Source organism: Pseudomonas sp. TE3895 (assembly GCF_056278855.1).
This window is the reverse complement of record NZ_JBWBQE010000001.1, coordinates 4,954,527-4,970,944: the sequence shown is the minus strand read 5'-3', so window position 1 is coordinate 4,970,944 and position 16,418 is coordinate 4,954,527. Positions and strand designations below refer to the sequence as shown.

Genomic DNA, 16,418 nt, shown 5'->3' with positions numbered 1-16,418 from the left:
CGGCGCCTTGCTATAAAGCGGCACGTTATTGTCGCCATGCCTCCCAGCACACGTTTCATAAGCTTTTCATTACATACTTAGAAACAAACTCAATAGAGAAATAAGGGGACTTAGAGTGAACAAGTCGGAACTGATTGACGCTATCGCCGCATCTGCAGACATCCCGAAAGCTGTAGCCGGCCGTGCGCTGGACGCAGTCATCGAATCCGTCACCGGCGCCCTGAAGCAAGGTGACGATGTGGTACTGGTTGGCTTTGGTACCTTCTCGGTCAAGGAGCGCGCCGAGCGTACCGGCCGCAACCCGCAAACCGGCAAGGCAATCAAGATCGAAGCCGCCAAGGTTCCAGGTTTCAAGGCAGGCAAAGGCCTGAAAGACGCCGTCAACTAAGTCGTCTTTCAGCCGGACCCGGCCTGGCCTGGTCCGAGCACGGTGATGGCGGGGCGCAAACGTTCCCGCCTGACACGTTTGCTAAGAAAAGGCGCATCCTCGGATGCGCCTTTCTTTTATCAGGATTCTACCCACGCTCCGCGGTTGTCGACGCAGTGGTACAGCCGTTTCTGGGGGACGCATGCTGCAAAATATCAGGGACAATTCACAAGGTTGGATTGCCAAGACCATCATCGGCCTTATCGTCGTGTTGATGGCATTGACCGGTTTCGAAGCCATTTTCCAGGCCGCCACTCATAGCCAGGACGCCGCCAAGGTGAACGGCCAGACCATCAGCCAGAACGAGCTGAGCCAGGCGGCCGACATGCAGCGCCGTCAACTGATGCAACAGTTGGGCAAGGATTTCGACCCGGCGCTGTTGGATGACAAGTTGCTGCGAGAGGAGGCACTCAAGGGGCTGATCAGCCGCAAGCTGCTGCTGCAAGGTGCTGAGGATGCCAAGTTCGCATTCTCCGAGGCCGCGCTGGATCAGGTGATCTTGCAGACCCCTGAGTTCCAGGTGGACGGCAAGTTCAGCGCTGACCGTTTCGACCAGGTGATCCGCCAGATGGGCTACGGTCGCATGCAGTTCCGCGAGATGCTCGGCGAGGAAATGCTCATCGGCCAACTGCGCACCGGCCTGGCCGGCAGCAGCTTCGTCACCGATCAACAGGTCGATGCCTTTGCTCGCCTGGAGAAGCAGACTCGCGACTTCGCCTCCCTGACGTTCAAGGCCGACCCGGCCGCAGTCAAGGTCAGCGACGAAGAGGTCAAGGCGCACTACGACCAGCACGCCAAGGAGTTCATGTCGCCCGACCAGGTCGTGATCGACTACATCGAGCTGAAGAAGTCGGCGTTCTTCGATCAGGTCAAAGTGACCGACGAAGAGCTCAAGGCCCAGTACGAGAAGGAAATCGCCAACCTGGCCGAGCAGCGTCATGCCGCGCACATCCTCATCGAGGTCAACGACAAGGTCACCGACGCCCAGGCCAAGGCCCGCGCCGAAGAGATCGAGCAGCGTCTGGCCAAGGGTGAGGACTTTGCCGCTTTGGCCAAAGAGTTCTCTCAGGACCCAGGCTCCGCCACCAGCGGTGGTGACCTCGGCTTTGCCGGCCCGGGCGTATACGACCCGGCCTTCGAAGAGGCGCTGTACCAGCTGCAGAATGGCCAGGTATCTGCTCCGGTGCGCACCGAGTTTGGCTACCATCTGATCAAGCTGCTGGGCGTCCAGGCACCAGAAGTACCGAGCTTTGCCAGCCTGAAGGACAAACTGACCCGCGATCTGAAGATGCCGCTGGTCGAGCAGCGTTATGTCGACGCCAGCAAGCAACTGCAGGATGCTGCCTACGAGGCTTCCGACCTGGCCCAGCCGGCCCAGGACCTGAACCTCAAGGTGCACACCTCCGCGGCCTTCGGCCGTGAGGGCGGTGAAGGCATTACCGCCAACCGTGCGGTGGTGCAGGCGGCGTTCTCTGAAGAAGTGCTGGATGAGGGTGCCAATAGCACCGCCATCGAGCTCGACCCTGAGACCACCGTGGTGCTGCGCGTCAAGGAACACCGCAAACCAGAGCAACTGCCGCTGGACGCTGTGGCCAAGAACATCAGGGAGCACCTGGCCAAAGAGAAGGCGACTGCCGAACTCAAGGCCAAGGCGGACAAGCTGATTGCCGGCCTGCGTGACGGTTCCATCGCAGCAGGCAGCGTTCACGAAGGCCAAGGCTGGAAAGCCTATGAGGCAGTCACCCGTGGTGAGGACGGTATTGACCCGGCCGAACTGCAGGCACTGTTCCGTCTGGGCAAGCCGCAAGCCAAGGACAAGCCTGTTTATGGCAGTGTGGTGCTGCGTGACGGAAGCCTGGTGGTGTTGCAGCTCAAGGGTGTGAACGACGGCGCTACCGCCACCGACGAAGAGAAGCAGCAGATTCGCCGCTACCTCGCGTCCCGTGCTGGCCAGCAGGACTTTGCGGCTTACCGCAAGCAGCTGGAAGCCAATGCAGACATCACCCGTTACTAAGGTGTTCGTTGCATGAAGAAACAGGCCGCCTCGTGCGGCCTGTTTCGTTTTCGCCAGCCGCGAGCACGGTCATTGTCGAGCACCACACCGCCTTCAGGTGCGGCGCCAACCAGGTGCTACCGCTTCACCCCTTCATAACTGTCCAGCGTATCGCGTGCAATCTCTCGCCCCAGGGCGATGAGCTCCGGCGCTTTGTAGAACTCGAAAAACCGGCACACCCGCTTGGGCACGTTGATCAGCACATCCGGTGGATAGCCGGCAATCTTGTACTGTGCCAACGAAGTCTGCATGACCTCGAAGCTCTGGTTGATCAAATCCAGCAGCGAGGCTGGCCCCACGTTGTCGATGATGAAAGAGCCGGTGGCCGACTTCGGCGCGCCCTCGCGCTCCGGGGCCGCTGCCGGTTGCTGGTTTTCCGGGTCGGCGCTGTCGGCAAGCCACGGGCTTGGCGGTGCCAACCCCTCGGCGACGATTTCCTTTTCGATGCGGATCAGCTCTTCCGCCGGTTTGCGCCGAAATGGCAAGCGTGAACCCAGCGAGCTCAACAAGGCGTCAAAGCGCATCTTGAATGCCGCCGGGCGCTCGATCACCGGCAACTGGTACTGCTTCTGGTTGGTGGCGTTGAGGTTGACCGCGATGATCAGGTCGCAATGGCTGGACACCACTGGCACGATTGGCAGCGGGTTGAGGATGCCACCGTCGACAAGCATGCGGTTGCCTTGCATCACTGGCGTGAACAGGCTGGGAATGGCCGCTGAGGCGCGCATGGCCTGATGCAGGCAACCCTCCTGGAACCAGATTTCCTGCTGGTTGGTAAGGTCGGCGGCCACTGCGGTGTAGGGTATGCGCAGTTGCTCGATGTTTATCTCGCCGACGATCTTGCGGATCTGCCCGAACACCTTGTCGCCGCGAATCGCACCGAGGCGAAAGCTGACGTCGACCAGGCGCAGCACATCCAGGTAGTCGAGGCTTTCGATCCAGTTGCGATACTCGTCCAGCTTGCCGGCGGCATAGATACCGCCAATCACCGCGCCCATGGAACACCCTGCGACGCAGGCTATGTCGTAGCCGCGGCGCTCGATTTCTTCGATCACGCCGATGTGTGCATACCCTCGGGCGCCGCCCGATCCCAGTACCAGTGCCACACGTTTACTCATGAACATTCCCCGGCCAGTGCCATCATGGTCCTACAATGCACCCATCGCTGCCTGTGCTTCAATGTAGATCGTGCTGAGCTACTGTAATAAAACTGGCCAGACAAAGCCGGCTGGGCATGGCACTTTCCAGCTGTCGGAGCGTCGAACAGCCACCGTTTTTCCATAGAGGTATTACTGATGAAAGCCTGGATCTGCCTTCCACTGATTGCCTTGGCCCTAGCTGGCTGCGCGGGCAAGACGGCCTACCGTGACAGCTGCGCGACCCAGCTGGATGCCGCCTGGAAGGAGCTGGACCTGGCCAAGGCCGAAGGCTTTGCCGGTGCTGTAAGTTATTCCAAGGCCTTGTCACTGCTGACCGGGGCCAAGACCCAGCAGCAGTTCGAAGGCTACGAAAGCTGTACCCGCAAAGCCGAAAAGGCGCGGTTCTACATTCGTGAATCTCGCGCCGGGCGCTGAACAGGGAGCATCGTATGTCTGCCATGCTCGACCATGTCGTTGCCCAGATACTGACCTTGCAGGTGCGCTTGCTGGCCTGTCGTGAACGCCTGGCTGCCAATACCGACAGCGAGGCCTTGCACGACTTGCGTATCACCTTGCGGCGCCTGCGCAGTCTGCTGAGGCCGCTGCGTGGGCTGCCGGGTGTGGAGCAACTGGAGGATGCTGCACGTTCGCTGGGTACCCTTACCACGCCGCTGCGTGATCGCGAGGTGCTGGCGGCTGAGCTGATCGGGCGCGGTCATGCGGCAGCCGGGCAGCGGCGTCTGGAGGGGCGTGACAGGACCTTCGCCAGTGTCGCTGCCAGCCCACAGCTGGCCAGGGTATTGGCGATTCTCGACGCCTTTCCATTGTTCCTGCGGGCGGCGGACCGGGAGGGGCTGGTCAAGTCGCTGGGCAAGCGTATCGACAAGCGCCTGGTCAAGCAGTGGCGCAAGTTGCACAAAGCGTTGCAGTACCCGGCTCACGATCGCCACCGCCTGCGTTTGCTGATCAAGCGTGCGCGCTATGGCGATGAGGCCTACCCACAACTCGATCACGCAGGGAAGAAACTGCAACGTCTGTTGAAAAAGGCACAGGGCAACCTGGGGGATTGGCACGACCGCCTGCAATGGCTGCTGCAAGCCCGCGATCATGCCGACCTGCTCCCCTGCAAGGCTGGTTGGGAGCAGGAGTTGCATGAGGCGGAGCGCCAGTCAGATGTGACGCTGGATGCCCTGCAAGAGGCGCTGGCGCGGCGTTATCACGGAAAATGACCGATATGCGGGCTGATTGCCCGGCGTTTGCTGGCTAGGATGAGCGGACCTTTTTCTTTGCAGGCAGGAGCCGGCCAATGAATTTCAACCAACTCCTCGACGCCGTACGGGCCAACCCGGATTCCGTCAGCATTCCGCCCAGCTGGGCCCAGGGGCGCGCTGCCTTTGGTGGCCTGATGGCGGCCATGGTGTATGAAACCATGCGCCTTAGGCTCTGCGACAGCCGCCCGATACGCTCATTGGCCATCAGCTTCGTGGCGCCAGCGGCTGCGGATGTGCCCATCCGCTTCGAGGTGGAGGTTTTGCGCGAAGGCAAGGCGGTTAGCACGCTGTTGGGCCGCGCGGTTCAGGATGGCCAGGTGGTGACTTTGGTGCAGGGCAATTTCGGTGCGGGCCGCCCTTCGGTGGTCGAAGTGCCGGCGTTACCGGCCATTGAAATGCCTGCGCTCGAAGAGGCGGCCCCGGAGTTGCCCTATATCAAAGGCGTTACCCCGGAGTTCATGCGCCATGTGGCCCTGCGCTGGGCAGTAGGCGGGCTGCCGTTCAGTGGCAATCAGTCGCGCAAGATGGGCGGCTGGGTGCGTTTGCGGGATGTGGCTGACGAGCCGGTGAACGAGGCGCACTTGCTGGCGTTGGTGGATGCGTGGCCGCCCAGCCTTATGCCGTTTCTCAAGCAGCCCGCTGCGGGCAGTACGCTGACCTGGACCATCGAGTTCATCCAGCCAACGGCGAAGCTTTCGACCCAGGAATGGTGCCGGTACTGCGTGGAGACCGAGCATGCGCGGGATGGCTATGGTCATGCTGCCGCAGCGTTGTGGACGGCGCAGGGCGAGTTGTTGGCCTTGAGCCGGCAGACCGTCACCGTTTTCGCCTGATCCTTACCAGGCGGCTCACAAGCAGTGCTCCGGCAGCTGGCTCAGTGTCGGTGCTTGTGCCGCTCCCGCCAGGCCCTCCACCAGGCCCCGCTCACCACAAAGCGCGGAAAGGTGATGAACTGCTCGGTCAGTAAGCGCTGCAAGGCATCCTGGCGGTTGGCGAACGGCTCGGGCTGCTGGGCTTCAAGGCGGTGGCCTTGGCGCTGCAGGCCCAGCGCGGCGACCAGGGCAATCACACCCACCGCGATCTGGCCGAGGTCGAAACCGAACAGGCCGGACAGCACCAGCAGTGTCCCCAGAATGAACAACGGCACAGCGATCAGGTGCAACACCAGGTTGGCCGGGTGGCGGTGATTATGGTGGTAGCCGCGCCATTGCCAGGCGGGAAGATTGGGCAGGCGTTTGCTCATGGGGATTTCCTCTCGGTCATGCCCAAAGCTTAGTGCGGCCCCCAAGCGGGGGCCAATCGAACCTGGCTATGGTGACTATAGCTTGAGCTGGCCAATGGCCTTGTTCAGTTCGCCGGCCAGGGTTGCCAGTTCGCTGCTGGTGGTCGCCGAACCGACTGTCTGCTGCACGGTCCGCTCGGTGACATCGCGGATGCTGACCACCGCGCGGTTCATTTCCTCGGCTACCTGGCTTTGCTGCTCGGCCGCTACAGCGATCTGGGTATTGCTTTCGCGCATCTGCGCCACGGCACCGGTAATTTCAGCCAGCGCCTCACCGGCTTCCTGTGCCTGACGTACGCAGTCGTCGGCCTTGTACGAGCTCTCCTGCATGAACTCAACCGCATCGCGGGTGCCCGACTGCAGGGCCGAAACCATGGTGGTGATCTCATCCGTCGAGGTTTGCACGCGTTTGGCCAGGTTGCGCACTTCATCGGCCACCACGGCAAAGCCGCGGCCCAGGTCGCCGGCGCGCGCGGCTTCGATGGCAGCATTAAGCGCCAGCAAGTTGGTCTGTTCGGCAATACTGTGGATCACACTGACTACACCGTTGATCTTCTGGCTGTCCTCGGCTAGCTGTCGAATCATCTCGGCAGTTTGCTGCACGCCGCTGGAAAGCCCGGAAATCGAATCCTGCACTCGGCTGACCACCGCTTGGCCGCTGCCGGCCAAGGTGTCGGCGGTTTGTGACAAATCGCGGGTGGCACCGGCGTGCTGGGCAATGTGGTGCACGGTCGCCGACATTTCGTTGATGGCAGTGGCGGCCTGGTCGGTTTCACTCTGCTGGCCGAGCATGCCATGGCGTACGTTGCTCATGCTGGCGGCCAGGCGTGCAGCGCCCGAGTCCAGCTGTGCTGCGCTGTGGGCGACGGTGCTGACCACGCGGTGATAGGTGGACTGCATGGCGTTGAAGGCCCCGGCCATCTGGCCGACCTCGTCACCACTGGCCAGCGGTACGCGGGCCGACAGGTCGCCGGTTTTTTCCACGTGCAGCATCACGTCCTTGAGGGTGTTGAGTTGGCTGAGCAGGAAGCGGATCAGCAGTTGCGAGGCGCCGAGCATGGCCAGCATCAGGATCAGCACACACACCGCGTAATTGCTGAAGCGATCGAAGAAGACCTGGCGCAGGCTGGGTGACTGGGCCAGCACAGCCAACTGCTGGTCGCCATTGCGCAACACCTGTGCGCCACGCAGTGGGTTTTCACCGAGGACCCAGGCGCTCGGCAATGCTACCCAGCCTTGGGCGTTGCGCAGGGCATCGAGCGCCTCCCCGGCGTAGGTTGGCGTTTGCCCGGTTGACCAACTGATGACGTTGGCCGGGCGTGGCAGTGCTTGCCCGGCTGGCCAGGCGGCCAGCAACTGGGCTTGTGCGACCGCCTGGCCCTGAGCCGCCTCGGCACGTGCGCGTTGCTCCAGGTGCACGGCGTACAGCACCAGCAGCAAGGTGGTGACAAAGGCCACTGCGTTGACGGCCCAGAACTTGTACTTCAGGGAAACATTGCTAAGCCAGGCACCCATGGGCAGGTCTTCTCTGAGTTGAGCGGAAACAATATTGGCAAGGTGCCATCATTGTGCCCTCGTCCTCCTGGACATGTGTTGATGCATATCAACTGTGCTCACCCGCCCCGCAGAAACACGCGAGATTCAGGGGAGCTGGAAAAAAGCCCGCGCCGTTGCCGTGGTATGCGCCGCCGTGTGCTCGGCGGATTCACCGCGATGCAAGGCCACCTCGCGCAGTACCTCCGGCAAGAACGCCGGCTCGTTGCGCCCGCTCTTGGGCTTGGGCCGCAAGCTGCGCGGCAGCAGGTAGGGCGCGTCGCTTTCCAGCATCAGCCGGCCTTGAGGGATGTTGCCCACCAGCGGGTGCAGGTGAGTACCGCGGCGTTCGTCGCAGATCCAGCCGGTAATGCCGATGTGCAGGTCCAGGTCCAGGTAGGCGAACAGCGCCTCACGCTCACCGGTGAAGCAGTGCACCACCGCGCCGGTCAGGTGGTCGCGGTAGTCCTTGAGAATCGCCAGCAAGCGCTCGCTGGCATCGCGCTCGTGCAGGAACACCGGCAGGCGCAGCTGCGCAGCCAGTGTCAGCTGGGCTTCCAGGGCTTTTTCCTGCAGCGGGCGAGGGGAGAAGTCGCGGTTGAAATCCAGGCCGCATTCGCCTACCGCGCGTACGCGTGGTTCGCTCAGCAACAGTCGGAGCTGGCGCTCGCTGTCGGCACCCCAGGCCTTGGCATCGTGAGGGTGCACGCCGGCCGTGGCGAACAGGTGCGCGCCGCTTGCATCCAGTTGTTGGCACAGTTCCAAGGCTTGTTCGCTGACCGCCAGGCTGGTGCCTGTCAGCAGCATTTGCGTAACGCCGGCCTCCAGTGCGCGCTCGACGATTGCGGCCTGTTGGTCGTGGAAACTGCTGTTGGTCAGGTTGACGCCGATATCGATCAGTTGCATGGTGCTATCTCGTGCCGCGGGGCGGCCAGCATAGCAAAAACCGCGTTTTTCTGAAAAAACCAAGAACTTCATGCTGTTGCCGTGGTCTTTTACCGTCGTTTATCACTTGGCGGTGCAACCCATGGATGCCGCTCACCGACCACGGACACGTTTTCGCATGCAGCGATGCTGGCTCATTTTTCTGCTGACGCTCGGGTTGGCCTTTGCCGGTCCCGCCCAGGCGCGCTCGCCGGGGCCGCAGCAAAACATACCGCCTGCCAAGGTGCGTGACCTGGCGCAGATTCGCACCAGCAAAGTACTGCGAGTGCTGGTCAACCAGAGCCGCAACAGTTCTGGTGAGGTCAAGGGCGAGCCAGTCGGCATCGAGTATTATCGCCTGCGTGCCCTGGAGCATTTCCTCAATGCTCGTACCGCCGACGACCAACAGATCCAGCTAAAGCTCATCCCGCGGGCCAAGGAACAGTTGCTGGGCGCCCTGGCCCGCGGCGAGGGTGACCTGGCCGCGCCAGGCGAGCTGCTTGACCCCATTACGGTGAGCGGTGTCCGCAGCAGTGCGCCGATACTCGACCAAGTGCCGCTGATGCTGGTCGGGCGCAAAGGCGAGCGAAGTTTCAGCAAGGTCGAACAGCTGTCAGGGCGTACCGTGGCCTTGACCAGTGCCAGCGCCGCGGGGCCGCTGATCCAGCAGGTCAACCAGCAACTGGCACTGCGCAAGCGGCCGCCGATCAAAGTGGAGTGGGTCGATTCAACGCTGGCGGTGGAGGATGTGCTGGAGATGGTACAGGCAGGCATCTACCACCTGACCGTGGTCGAGCAGCCCATTGCCCGGCGTTGGGCCCGGGTTATGCCGCGCCTGCGCCTGGACAGCCGCGTGCGCCTGGGGGCGCCGCAAGCCATGCGCTGGTATGTAGGGCGTGATGCGCCGCAATTGTTGGCCGCAGTCGATCACTTTCTGCAAGGTTACCGCGCGCCAGATAACCAGGATGCGGCGTTCGAGCGCATCTACCGCCGCCAGTACCGGGTACACAACCCGTTGGCCAGCAAGGACCGCCAGCGTCTGGCATCGGTGCGGGCGGTGTTGCAGAAGCATGGTCAGGCGCAACAGATCGACTGGCTCAACCTGGCTGCATTGGCCTTCAAGGAGTCGACGCTCAACCCGGCTGCACGCGGTACTGGCGGTGCCCATGGCCTGATGCAGATTACCCCTTCGGCGGCCCAGCGGGTGGGAGTGAGCAATACTGCGACGGTAGATGGCAATGTCCTGGCCAGTGCCCGTTACCTGGCGCTTATCCGGCGCAAGTTTTTTGCCAGTACCAAGATCAACGAGCGTGAGCGCATGGCCTTTGTGCTGGCAGCTTACAACCTCGGCCCCGAGCGGGTTCAGGCCATGCGTGCAGAGGCTCGACGGCGGGGGCTCAACGGCAACCAGTGGTTTTTCCAGACCGAACGCATCGCCATGGAGCAAGTGGGGATGGGACCGGTCAATTTCGTCAACAGCATCAACAAGTACTACCTGGCCTTCAACCGCGAACGCGCGGCACTGGAGCGCGTGGCGAAGCGTTAAAATCGATTTTATCGATTGTTATGTTGGGTTTTTTGCGATTTTCATATCAGTGTAATTGATTATGATGGCGCCCATACCCACACAACTGCTTCACTTCAAGGACGCTTCGACATGAACAACACTACCCTCAACGCGCTGTTCTCTACACGTGCTGGCGCTGGCTTGAGCGTTATCCGCATCCTGGTCGGCATCATCTTCATGGCTCATGGTGCGCAAAAACTCTTCGGCCTGTTCGGTGGCTACGGCCTGGAAGGCACCGGCCAATGGATGGAAAGCATCGGCCTGGCGCCGGGTTATCTGATGGCCCTGCTGTCCGGCAGTGCCGAATTCTTCGGCGGCCTGGCCTTGGTGGTCGGCCTGCTGGCTCGCCCGGCGGCCCTGGCGCTGACGGTGACCTTGGTAGTGGCGATCGTTTCGGTGCACATCGGCAACGGCCTGTTCATGTCCAACAACGGCTATGAGTTCGCCCTGGCGCTGTTGGCCGGCACTGTTGCAGTCATGATCGAAGGCGCTGGCCGCTTCTCGCTCGACCGCCTGATCGCCCGGTAATCAGCTGCAAGCTGTGAGCTACGAGCCGCAGGCAAGCGCGGGCCAATACTCGGCGTGTTCTTGCTTGCGGCTTGTCGCTTGCAACTTGGGGCTCATCGCTCTAGCATACCGCCTGCGCCGATTTAAACAGCTACTTGCGGGGCGCAGGAAAGCCCCACCTCCGGGCCGTCCGAAATACCGCTAAAGCGCTGGTTCGGTGACGCCTCCCACCGCTGCCCAGCGGGATTCGCGAGGCGGAGAGAAGCTCCATGAGTTGCCCACGTACCAGTGTCTGTTTAAGCCCTTTGCCTGCCAGCCAGGCGTCCCGCACACCGCGCATCCTGCTCGGCGGCCGGCATCAACCCACCCTTTTGCGTCATCTTGAAGGCCTGTCACGGCGCAAGGGGCAGGCGCGTGCCTTTCTGATCCAGTTCGCCGACAGTGGCTGTCACCTCGCGCAGTATGGCAATGACCGTTTCGACCTGGCTGTGATCCAGGCGCCGGCACCGGACGAAGCCGCCGAAGTCATCGGCCATCTCACCCGCATCGCGCGTCAAGGCCTGATTACCCGCCGCTGAGGAATGCGCTATTGAGCACCAATATCATCACCACAGAAGGCCATGAGGCGCTGAAGAAAGAGCTGGACCACCTGTGGCGGGTGTATTGTCCGGAAATCACCCAAAAGGTTGCCTGGGCCGCTTCGTTGGGTGACCGCAGCGAGAACGCGGACTGGAAGGAAGTACCCCTCGGCTTCATTACTATTTAACCTAACTTACTGAAATTATTAAGTTTTATTAATAGTACAGTACTAATAGGCCATGCTATTCATACCAACCATCGCTGCTATCTAGTTCTAGGAGCAGCGGTGGCCGGTTTGCGTGTGTTTCAGGGCTTGGAGAATCGGGGTTCAACCTCCACCGTGCTGTATTCAATTTCTAAAACTTCCCAATAGGCATCGCCAGTTGGTGTGCGTACTACAATTTCATCACCTAGATTCTTGCCAATGCATGCCCGTGCCATCGGGGAGTCGATAGAGATAAAATCCTTTTTGTCATAGATTTCATCGCCGCCCACAATGCGAAACTTTTTTCTCTCATCGTCGTCGTTGACAATAGTTACCCAAGCCCCAAAGAAAACTTTACCTTCTTGAGCGGGAGAGTAAGGGACTACCCGCAGATCTTCGATCCGCTTTCGGAGATACCTAACACGGCGATCTATCTCCCTCAGTCTTTTTTTGTTATATTGATAGTCCGCATTCTCACTTCGATCGCCCAGTGACGCAGCCCAAGTCACTTTTCTTGTGATTTCTGGTCTCTCTTCGCGCCAAAGCCAATCCAGTTCATCTTTTAAAGACTGATAGCCAGCTTCAGTAATTAAATTGGTAGCCATTCTCTGCCTGCTTTCGAATCAGTCGCTGGTTACAATGCTTTGAGAGCTTTCTCTATTGCATTAAATGTTCCTGGGCGAAAAACTTTCACGCCGTTTTTGTCCATCGGGTCGCCATGCCTTCCCATTGTGTAGCCCCATTGTAGCCTGAACTCTTCCGAGGTCAAATACAGAAGAGCCCTGCGTTCTATTTCTGTTAATTTATTTTCGACTGAAAAAGGGGGCGGTCGTCAACCCTGGCTTGGAGCACCGGCCCCAGCTCGTCCCCACAGTATCTTTGTATCTATTGTGCTTATTGTCAAAGTGGAATCTCCTTGACTGATGCACCGGTCTTTCTTCTGTGGCGCCCGTAATCAATGTTTAGGCACTGTTTCGGCCAAAAGTAAAAACTTTCCGCCATTTCTAGCACCTCAGGTGTCTGTCAATGTCAGTAGTGTCTTTTTAGTCTCGCTGCATCGCCTACCGCCCAAATCTGATCTCAGTTAGCACAGCGCGGTGCCACGCCGATTGTGCAGTATGAACAAGCGATCGGGACAGCAATTTTTCGTAGAGGTCTTCAGGTACCGACAGGTTTTCGTTGCCTCCCAGTACTGATTTCGTGCGCGGTGGGGACTGGCTCCCGATAGAGTTCGGTCCATTACCGTTTTAGGCATGCCTGAAGCGCTGTGCCGAGCACCTCGTAAACTCTGGATATTCGTTTGATTTTGCGCAGGTCGCTGTGCATGGCTAGCCATACCCCAACCTCGAAGCTATAACTGTCCGGCAAAATAGCAGTAAGGCCATGAGCTCTCGCGATAATTCCTGGGCACAGGCCGAATCCCAGTCCTGCCTTAAGCGCTGCTAATTGCGCCAAGTGGTTATCTGTGGCAATGGCAAAGTGCTGATCGGCATTGCAAAAGCCTAATTCCACCAACCGACGCAGGTCGGCGGAGCGGCGGTCGGGGCCTATGAGTGGGCCGTGGCGCAGGGCGTCTAGGTTTTCCGGCACACCATAACGTTGTAAGCAGTCGGCGCTGGCATAAATGCCAACCTGCAAATGCCCCACACACCGAGCCACGATATCTGCCTCCACCGGGCGTGCGAGTCGCACGGCGATGTCTGATTGCTGGCGAGAGATATCTTCGAGCGCGTCATTTATGCTCAGCTCAAGCTTCAAACCCGGATGGTCGTGATGGAGGTCGCGCAGTAAACCTGGCAGCAACTCCACTCCGAGCAGTTCCCCGCAGGTCAGCCTTATGATGCCATGATCGATAGCCGATTCAGCGCTGGCCATGCGGCTGAACGCTTGAGCTGCGATAGCCATGGACTCGACATGCTGGATTAGCCCGCGGGCCGAGTAGGTAGGGATTAGGCCAGTCGTGGTTCGAGTGAACAGACTTAGCCCCAGCGAGCTTTCAAGGTGCTCCAACCGTCGCCGTGCCGTGGCTTGGGCAATCCCCAAAATTCTCGCTGCACCGCTCAGGCTACCTGAGCGTCAAATTGCCAGAAACACGCGCTGGCTTTCCCATTCAAGACCGCTCATACATTTCTAACCAACCGTTGCTCCATTTAGGATCTTCTACCTAGAGCGATGACCAGCGATCATCCGTGCCCTTGTATCTGCAAACCATTGTAAGGAAAAGACATGCGATTAACTGGCAATTGCCGCTGCGGGCAGCTCAAGCTTCATGTCGAGGCTGATACCTTACCACCGTTGTACGCCTGCCATTGCCTTGACTGTCAGCGTTGGAGTGGCAGTGCGTTTGCGCTGCATATGTTATGTGGTGCTTCCTCGGTGGAGCTGGAAGGTGAGGCGGCCGTGCATGCTTACGAGCATGAAGGTCACCGCTCCACGCACTATGCCTGCGGTGTGTGCTTCACCCGCCTGTTCAACGAAACCAGCGCTGCTCCAGGTATGCGAGTCGTGCGCGCTGGCGTACTCGATAATGCGCAGCAGCTTGTGCCGCTGGCACACATATGGGTAGCACGTAAGCAACCTTGGGTGGAATTGCCTCCAGGAGTTGCGCAGTGGCAGGAAACCCCCACCCCAGAAGAATTTGCCCGTGCGGTAATGGGTTAAGTGCACCACCATCATCGAACCACGGTCGATGATCTCCTGCCTCCTTCGAAAGCAGCGATGGCTTGTGTTTACCATGTCGCCTGAAGCAGCTGCGACCTGTCCTTTGGAATGTAAGTAATCTACGGAGTTGAAAGAGCTGGGGCGTCGGGGAAGCTCAATCTTATCGCAAGCGACGTTGAGATTTTCCGTGCCCCGAGCTCCTATACTTTAACGATCCAACCCTCAGGTGCTTCAAGGTCTCCTACCTGAATTCCGCTCAGCTCATTGAAGAGTTGGCGAATGATTGGGCCAGCCTCATCTCGGCTATGGAAGATATATTGTTTCTGTCCATGCTGGATGCTGCCGATAGGTGTGATGGCCGCAGCAGTACCGCAGGCACCTGCTTCCTTGAAACACTCGAGTTTATCTACCAGAACATCATCCTCGATCACCTTGAGACCGAGACGCTGACTCGCCAGTTCCATTAGCGATAAACGCGTAATGCCTGGAAGAACGGAGTTGGAACGCGGTGTGATGAATTCGTCGTCGTAAGTGATGGCGAAAAAGTTGGCCGATCCCACTTCTTCGATGCGGGTGTGGGTAGCAGGGTCGAGATAAATGCAATCTGCAAATCCCTTTAACTTTGCTTCAGCACCCGGCATTAGACTTGCGGCATAATTGCCACCAACCTTCGCTGCGCCTGTGCCGTGTGGTGCGGCTCGATCATAATGGGATATCACGAAATCATGGGGCTTCATGCCCCCTTTGAAGTAGGCGCCGACTGGAATGCAGAATATAGAAAAAATGAATTCGGGCGCCGTGCGAACGCCAATGTTGTCACCCACACCTATTACGAACGGCCGTAAGTAGAGTGCCCCGCCGGAGCCGTAAGGTGGAATAAATCGTTCGTTGTGGCGTACAACCGCTTTGCAGGCTTCAATAAACTGTTGCTCACTGACTTCAGGCATCAGTACTCGCGCGGAACTGCGCTGCATGCGTCGAGCGTTTTGATCAGGGCGAAACAGGTTTATTGATCCATCTTTGCAACGGTACGCCTTCAAACCTTCGAAACATTGTTGGCCATAATGTAGCGCCGTAGACCCCTCGCTGATATGCAATTGGTTGTCTTCCACCAATTTGCCTTCATCCCATCTACCATCCCGCCAATAGGCGAGGTAGCGCAGGTCAGTTTTGATGTAGTTGAATCCAAGCGTATGCCAGTCGATTATCTGCGAAGTCATGAGTGCCTCATTCATCAGGGGGGTGACATCCAAAGCGTTGAATTCAGTTGGTGCTGCCAAGGTGTCGGGTAATCGTTACTAAGATACCTAGAAGGATTGCAAAAACGCCCAGCAGTAATGGCAGTGTCAGTACCTCATCAGTGAAGAGGACGGACATCATCAGCCCTACTACGGGCACGCCCAGCATGGCGGTGGACATGCTGGTACTGGAAAGCCAGCTACTGGCCGCATTAACTGCGCAGAAGCAGAAAGCGGTTGCCAGGGGGCCCATAAACAACAGAATTTCCCAGAGCGTGCGCGAGCCATCACCGGTGTATGGGCCCTCCACCCACCAGGAAAGCATTGAAAGTGGAATACAAGCCAGTGCCATCTGCCACGGGGCCAGTTGGTAAGCCGATGAGGTGTTTTTGCTGTAACGTAGATGAAGCATGCTTAGCGCCCAGCAAAGCGAAGCAGCTAATAGCATAAAGTTAGCCTGTACTAAAGGCTGGTTACTCCAATCCAGCGACAGCGGATTGAATAGTATCAATACGCCCATCACGCCCATAAATGTGCCCATCAACTCTCTACGGCTCAGTTTTTCGTGCAGAAGCAGTACGGCAATCGGCAATACCCATAGAGGGGTGGTGTAAGCCAGGACAGCAGAGCGTCCGGCGTCCACATGGGTCATCGCCACTGCACCTAGTACAGTGAAGGTCATCATTTGCAACAGCCCAACACTTGCGATGAGGGGCACGTCATGGTGCTTGGGAAGTATGAGCTTCCCAGTGGCTGCTTGAATGACAAAAAGACAAGCCGCCCCAAGTGCGAAGCGTAGTGTGGAAAACCATATGGGAGTGATGTGGTTCAAACCGCTTTTCATTACAGGCCAATTCGCCCCCCACATCAGAATGGCAACGAATAACAGCAACATGCCCTTTGTTTGAACAGAGAGCTTCAAGCGTGCGGGTGATGCAGAAAGAGCTGACCTTGAATCATTGAGCATTTTTGACTTCCTGGAAGGACGACCAGGGAGAAAAGTCTTGTCCATCTACGGGTTCCGCCTGGCTT

At 58.9% G+C, this 16,418-nt stretch carries 17 protein-coding genes and 3 pseudogenes; 10 read left to right on the top strand and 10 right to left on the bottom strand.

The features are described 5' to 3' along the window. The first annotated feature begins 115 nt into the window (after positions 1-115). Together hupB and ACZ889_RS22515 are read left to right on the top strand one after the other, a co-directional pair. Positions 116-388 carry a nucleoid-associated protein HU-beta gene (hupB, locus tag ACZ889_RS22520; protein ID WP_003250246.1) on the top strand — a complete coding sequence of 91 codons (273 nt, stop codon included), beginning with the start codon at positions 116-118 and terminating at the stop codon, positions 386-388. 181 nt (positions 389-569) lie between these two features. Next, positions 570-2,441 carry a SurA N-terminal domain-containing protein gene (locus tag ACZ889_RS22515; protein ID WP_003250248.1) on the top strand — a complete coding sequence of 624 codons (1,872 nt, stop codon included), beginning with the start codon at positions 570-572 and terminating at the stop codon, positions 2,439-2,441. Between the two features lie 116 nt (positions 2,442-2,557). Here the strand turns inward: ACZ889_RS22515 and ACZ889_RS22510 are convergent, their stop codons facing one another. Further along, entirely contained in the window at positions 2,558-3,598 is a 1,041-nt protein-coding gene (locus tag ACZ889_RS22510) for a patatin-like phospholipase family protein (RefSeq protein ID WP_003250250.1), read from the bottom strand. 177 nt (positions 3,599-3,775) lie between these two features. On the opposite strand from ACZ889_RS22510, the gene ACZ889_RS22505 reads away from it, so the two are divergent. From ACZ889_RS22505 to ACZ889_RS22495, 3 genes are all read left to right on the top strand, one after another. Further along, positions 3,776-4,054 (top strand): lipoprotein, encoded by a 279-nt coding sequence (locus tag ACZ889_RS22505; RefSeq protein ID WP_003250254.1) that lies wholly within the window; start codon positions 3,776-3,778, stop codon positions 4,052-4,054. A 14-nt stretch (positions 4,055-4,068) separates the two neighbouring features. After that, on the top strand, positions 4,069-4,848 hold the full coding sequence (locus ACZ889_RS22500) for a CHAD domain-containing protein (RefSeq protein WP_180689571.1): 780 nt from the start codon (positions 4,069-4,071) through the stop codon (positions 4,846-4,848). A 77-nt stretch (positions 4,849-4,925) separates the two neighbouring features. After that, positions 4,926-5,723 (top strand): acyl-CoA thioesterase, encoded by a 798-nt coding sequence (locus tag ACZ889_RS22495; protein ID WP_180689572.1) that lies wholly within the window; start codon positions 4,926-4,928, stop codon positions 5,721-5,723. 41 nt (positions 5,724-5,764) lie between these two features. Here ACZ889_RS22495 and ACZ889_RS22490 read toward each other — a convergent pair whose 3' ends face one another. The 3 genes from ACZ889_RS22490 to ACZ889_RS22480 form a co-directional block, all read right to left on the bottom strand. Next, on the bottom strand, positions 5,765-6,133 hold the full coding sequence (locus ACZ889_RS22490; protein WP_180689573.1) for an Mpo1-like protein: 369 nt from the start codon (positions 6,131-6,133) through the stop codon (positions 5,765-5,767). Positions 6,134-6,208: 75 nt separating this feature from the next. After that, a complete protein-coding gene (locus tag ACZ889_RS22485) occupies positions 6,209-7,687 on the bottom strand; it encodes a methyl-accepting chemotaxis protein (protein WP_180689574.1) in 1,479 nt (492 codons plus the stop codon). A gap of 126 nt (positions 7,688-7,813) precedes the next feature. Continuing rightward, entirely contained in the window at positions 7,814-8,611 is a 798-nt protein-coding gene (locus ACZ889_RS22480) for a TatD family hydrolase (RefSeq protein ID WP_180689575.1), read from the bottom strand. 157 nt (positions 8,612-8,768) lie between these two features. On the opposite strand from ACZ889_RS22480, the gene ACZ889_RS22475 reads away from it, so the two are divergent. The 4 genes and pseudogenes from ACZ889_RS22475 to greB (ACZ889_RS22460) all read left to right on the top strand — a co-directional run. Beyond that, positions 8,769-10,175: an MltF family protein gene (locus ACZ889_RS22475; RefSeq protein WP_476257825.1), complete on the top strand. Its 1,407-nt coding sequence runs from the start codon at positions 8,769-8,771 to the stop codon at positions 10,173-10,175. A gap of 111 nt (positions 10,176-10,286) precedes the next feature. Next, a complete protein-coding gene (locus tag ACZ889_RS22470) occupies positions 10,287-10,724 on the top strand; it encodes a DoxX family protein (protein WP_014861840.1) in 438 nt (145 codons plus the stop codon). A gap of 248 nt (positions 10,725-10,972) precedes the next feature. Then, positions 10,973-11,281, top strand: a complete 309-nt coding sequence (locus tag ACZ889_RS22465) for a hypothetical protein (RefSeq protein ID WP_003250272.1) — start codon at positions 10,973-10,975, stop codon at positions 11,279-11,281. Between the two features lie 11 nt (positions 11,282-11,292). Continuing rightward, positions 11,293-11,439 (top strand): annotated as a pseudogene (gene greB / locus ACZ889_RS22460) (transcription elongation factor GreB); the annotation flags it as partial. Between the two features lie 149 nt (positions 11,440-11,588). On the opposite strand, the gene greB (ACZ889_RS22455) reads toward greB (ACZ889_RS22460), so the two are convergent. The 4 genes and pseudogenes from greB (ACZ889_RS22455) to ACZ889_RS22440 all read right to left on the bottom strand — a co-directional run. Further along, the gene (greB, locus tag ACZ889_RS22455) at positions 11,589-12,092 is read right to left on the bottom strand and encodes a transcription elongation factor GreB (protein WP_180689577.1); all 504 of its coding nucleotides are present in this window, start codon (positions 12,090-12,092) and stop codon (positions 11,589-11,591) included. A 29-nt stretch (positions 12,093-12,121) separates the two neighbouring features. Beyond that, positions 12,122-12,289: pseudogene (gene gmtX / locus ACZ889_RS22450) on the bottom strand (gamma-mobile-trio protein GmtX); the annotation flags it as partial. Between the two features lie 437 nt (positions 12,290-12,726). Further along, on the bottom strand, positions 12,727-13,392 hold the full coding sequence (locus ACZ889_RS22445; protein WP_308141684.1) for a LysR substrate-binding domain-containing protein: 666 nt from the start codon (positions 13,390-13,392) through the stop codon (positions 12,727-12,729). Between the two features lie 39 nt (positions 13,393-13,431). Then, positions 13,432-13,551: pseudogene (locus ACZ889_RS22440) on the bottom strand (helix-turn-helix domain-containing protein); the annotation flags it as partial. A 162-nt stretch (positions 13,552-13,713) separates the two neighbouring features. On the opposite strand from ACZ889_RS22440, the gene ACZ889_RS22435 reads away from it, so the two are divergent. After that, positions 13,714-14,148 (top strand): GFA family protein, encoded by a 435-nt coding sequence (locus ACZ889_RS22435; RefSeq protein WP_180689578.1) that lies wholly within the window; start codon positions 13,714-13,716, stop codon positions 14,146-14,148. Between the two features lie 200 nt (positions 14,149-14,348). Here the strand turns inward: ACZ889_RS22435 and ACZ889_RS22430 are convergent, their stop codons facing one another. Then, positions 14,349-15,368 carry a branched-chain amino acid aminotransferase gene (locus ACZ889_RS22430; RefSeq protein WP_180689579.1) on the bottom strand — a complete coding sequence of 340 codons (1,020 nt, stop codon included), beginning with the start codon at positions 15,366-15,368 and terminating at the stop codon, positions 14,349-14,351. A 43-nt stretch (positions 15,369-15,411) separates the two neighbouring features. After that, entirely contained in the window at positions 15,412-16,398 is a 987-nt protein-coding gene (locus ACZ889_RS22425) for a DMT family transporter (RefSeq protein WP_257645157.1), read from the bottom strand. Positions 16,399-16,418: the final 20 nt, after the last annotated feature.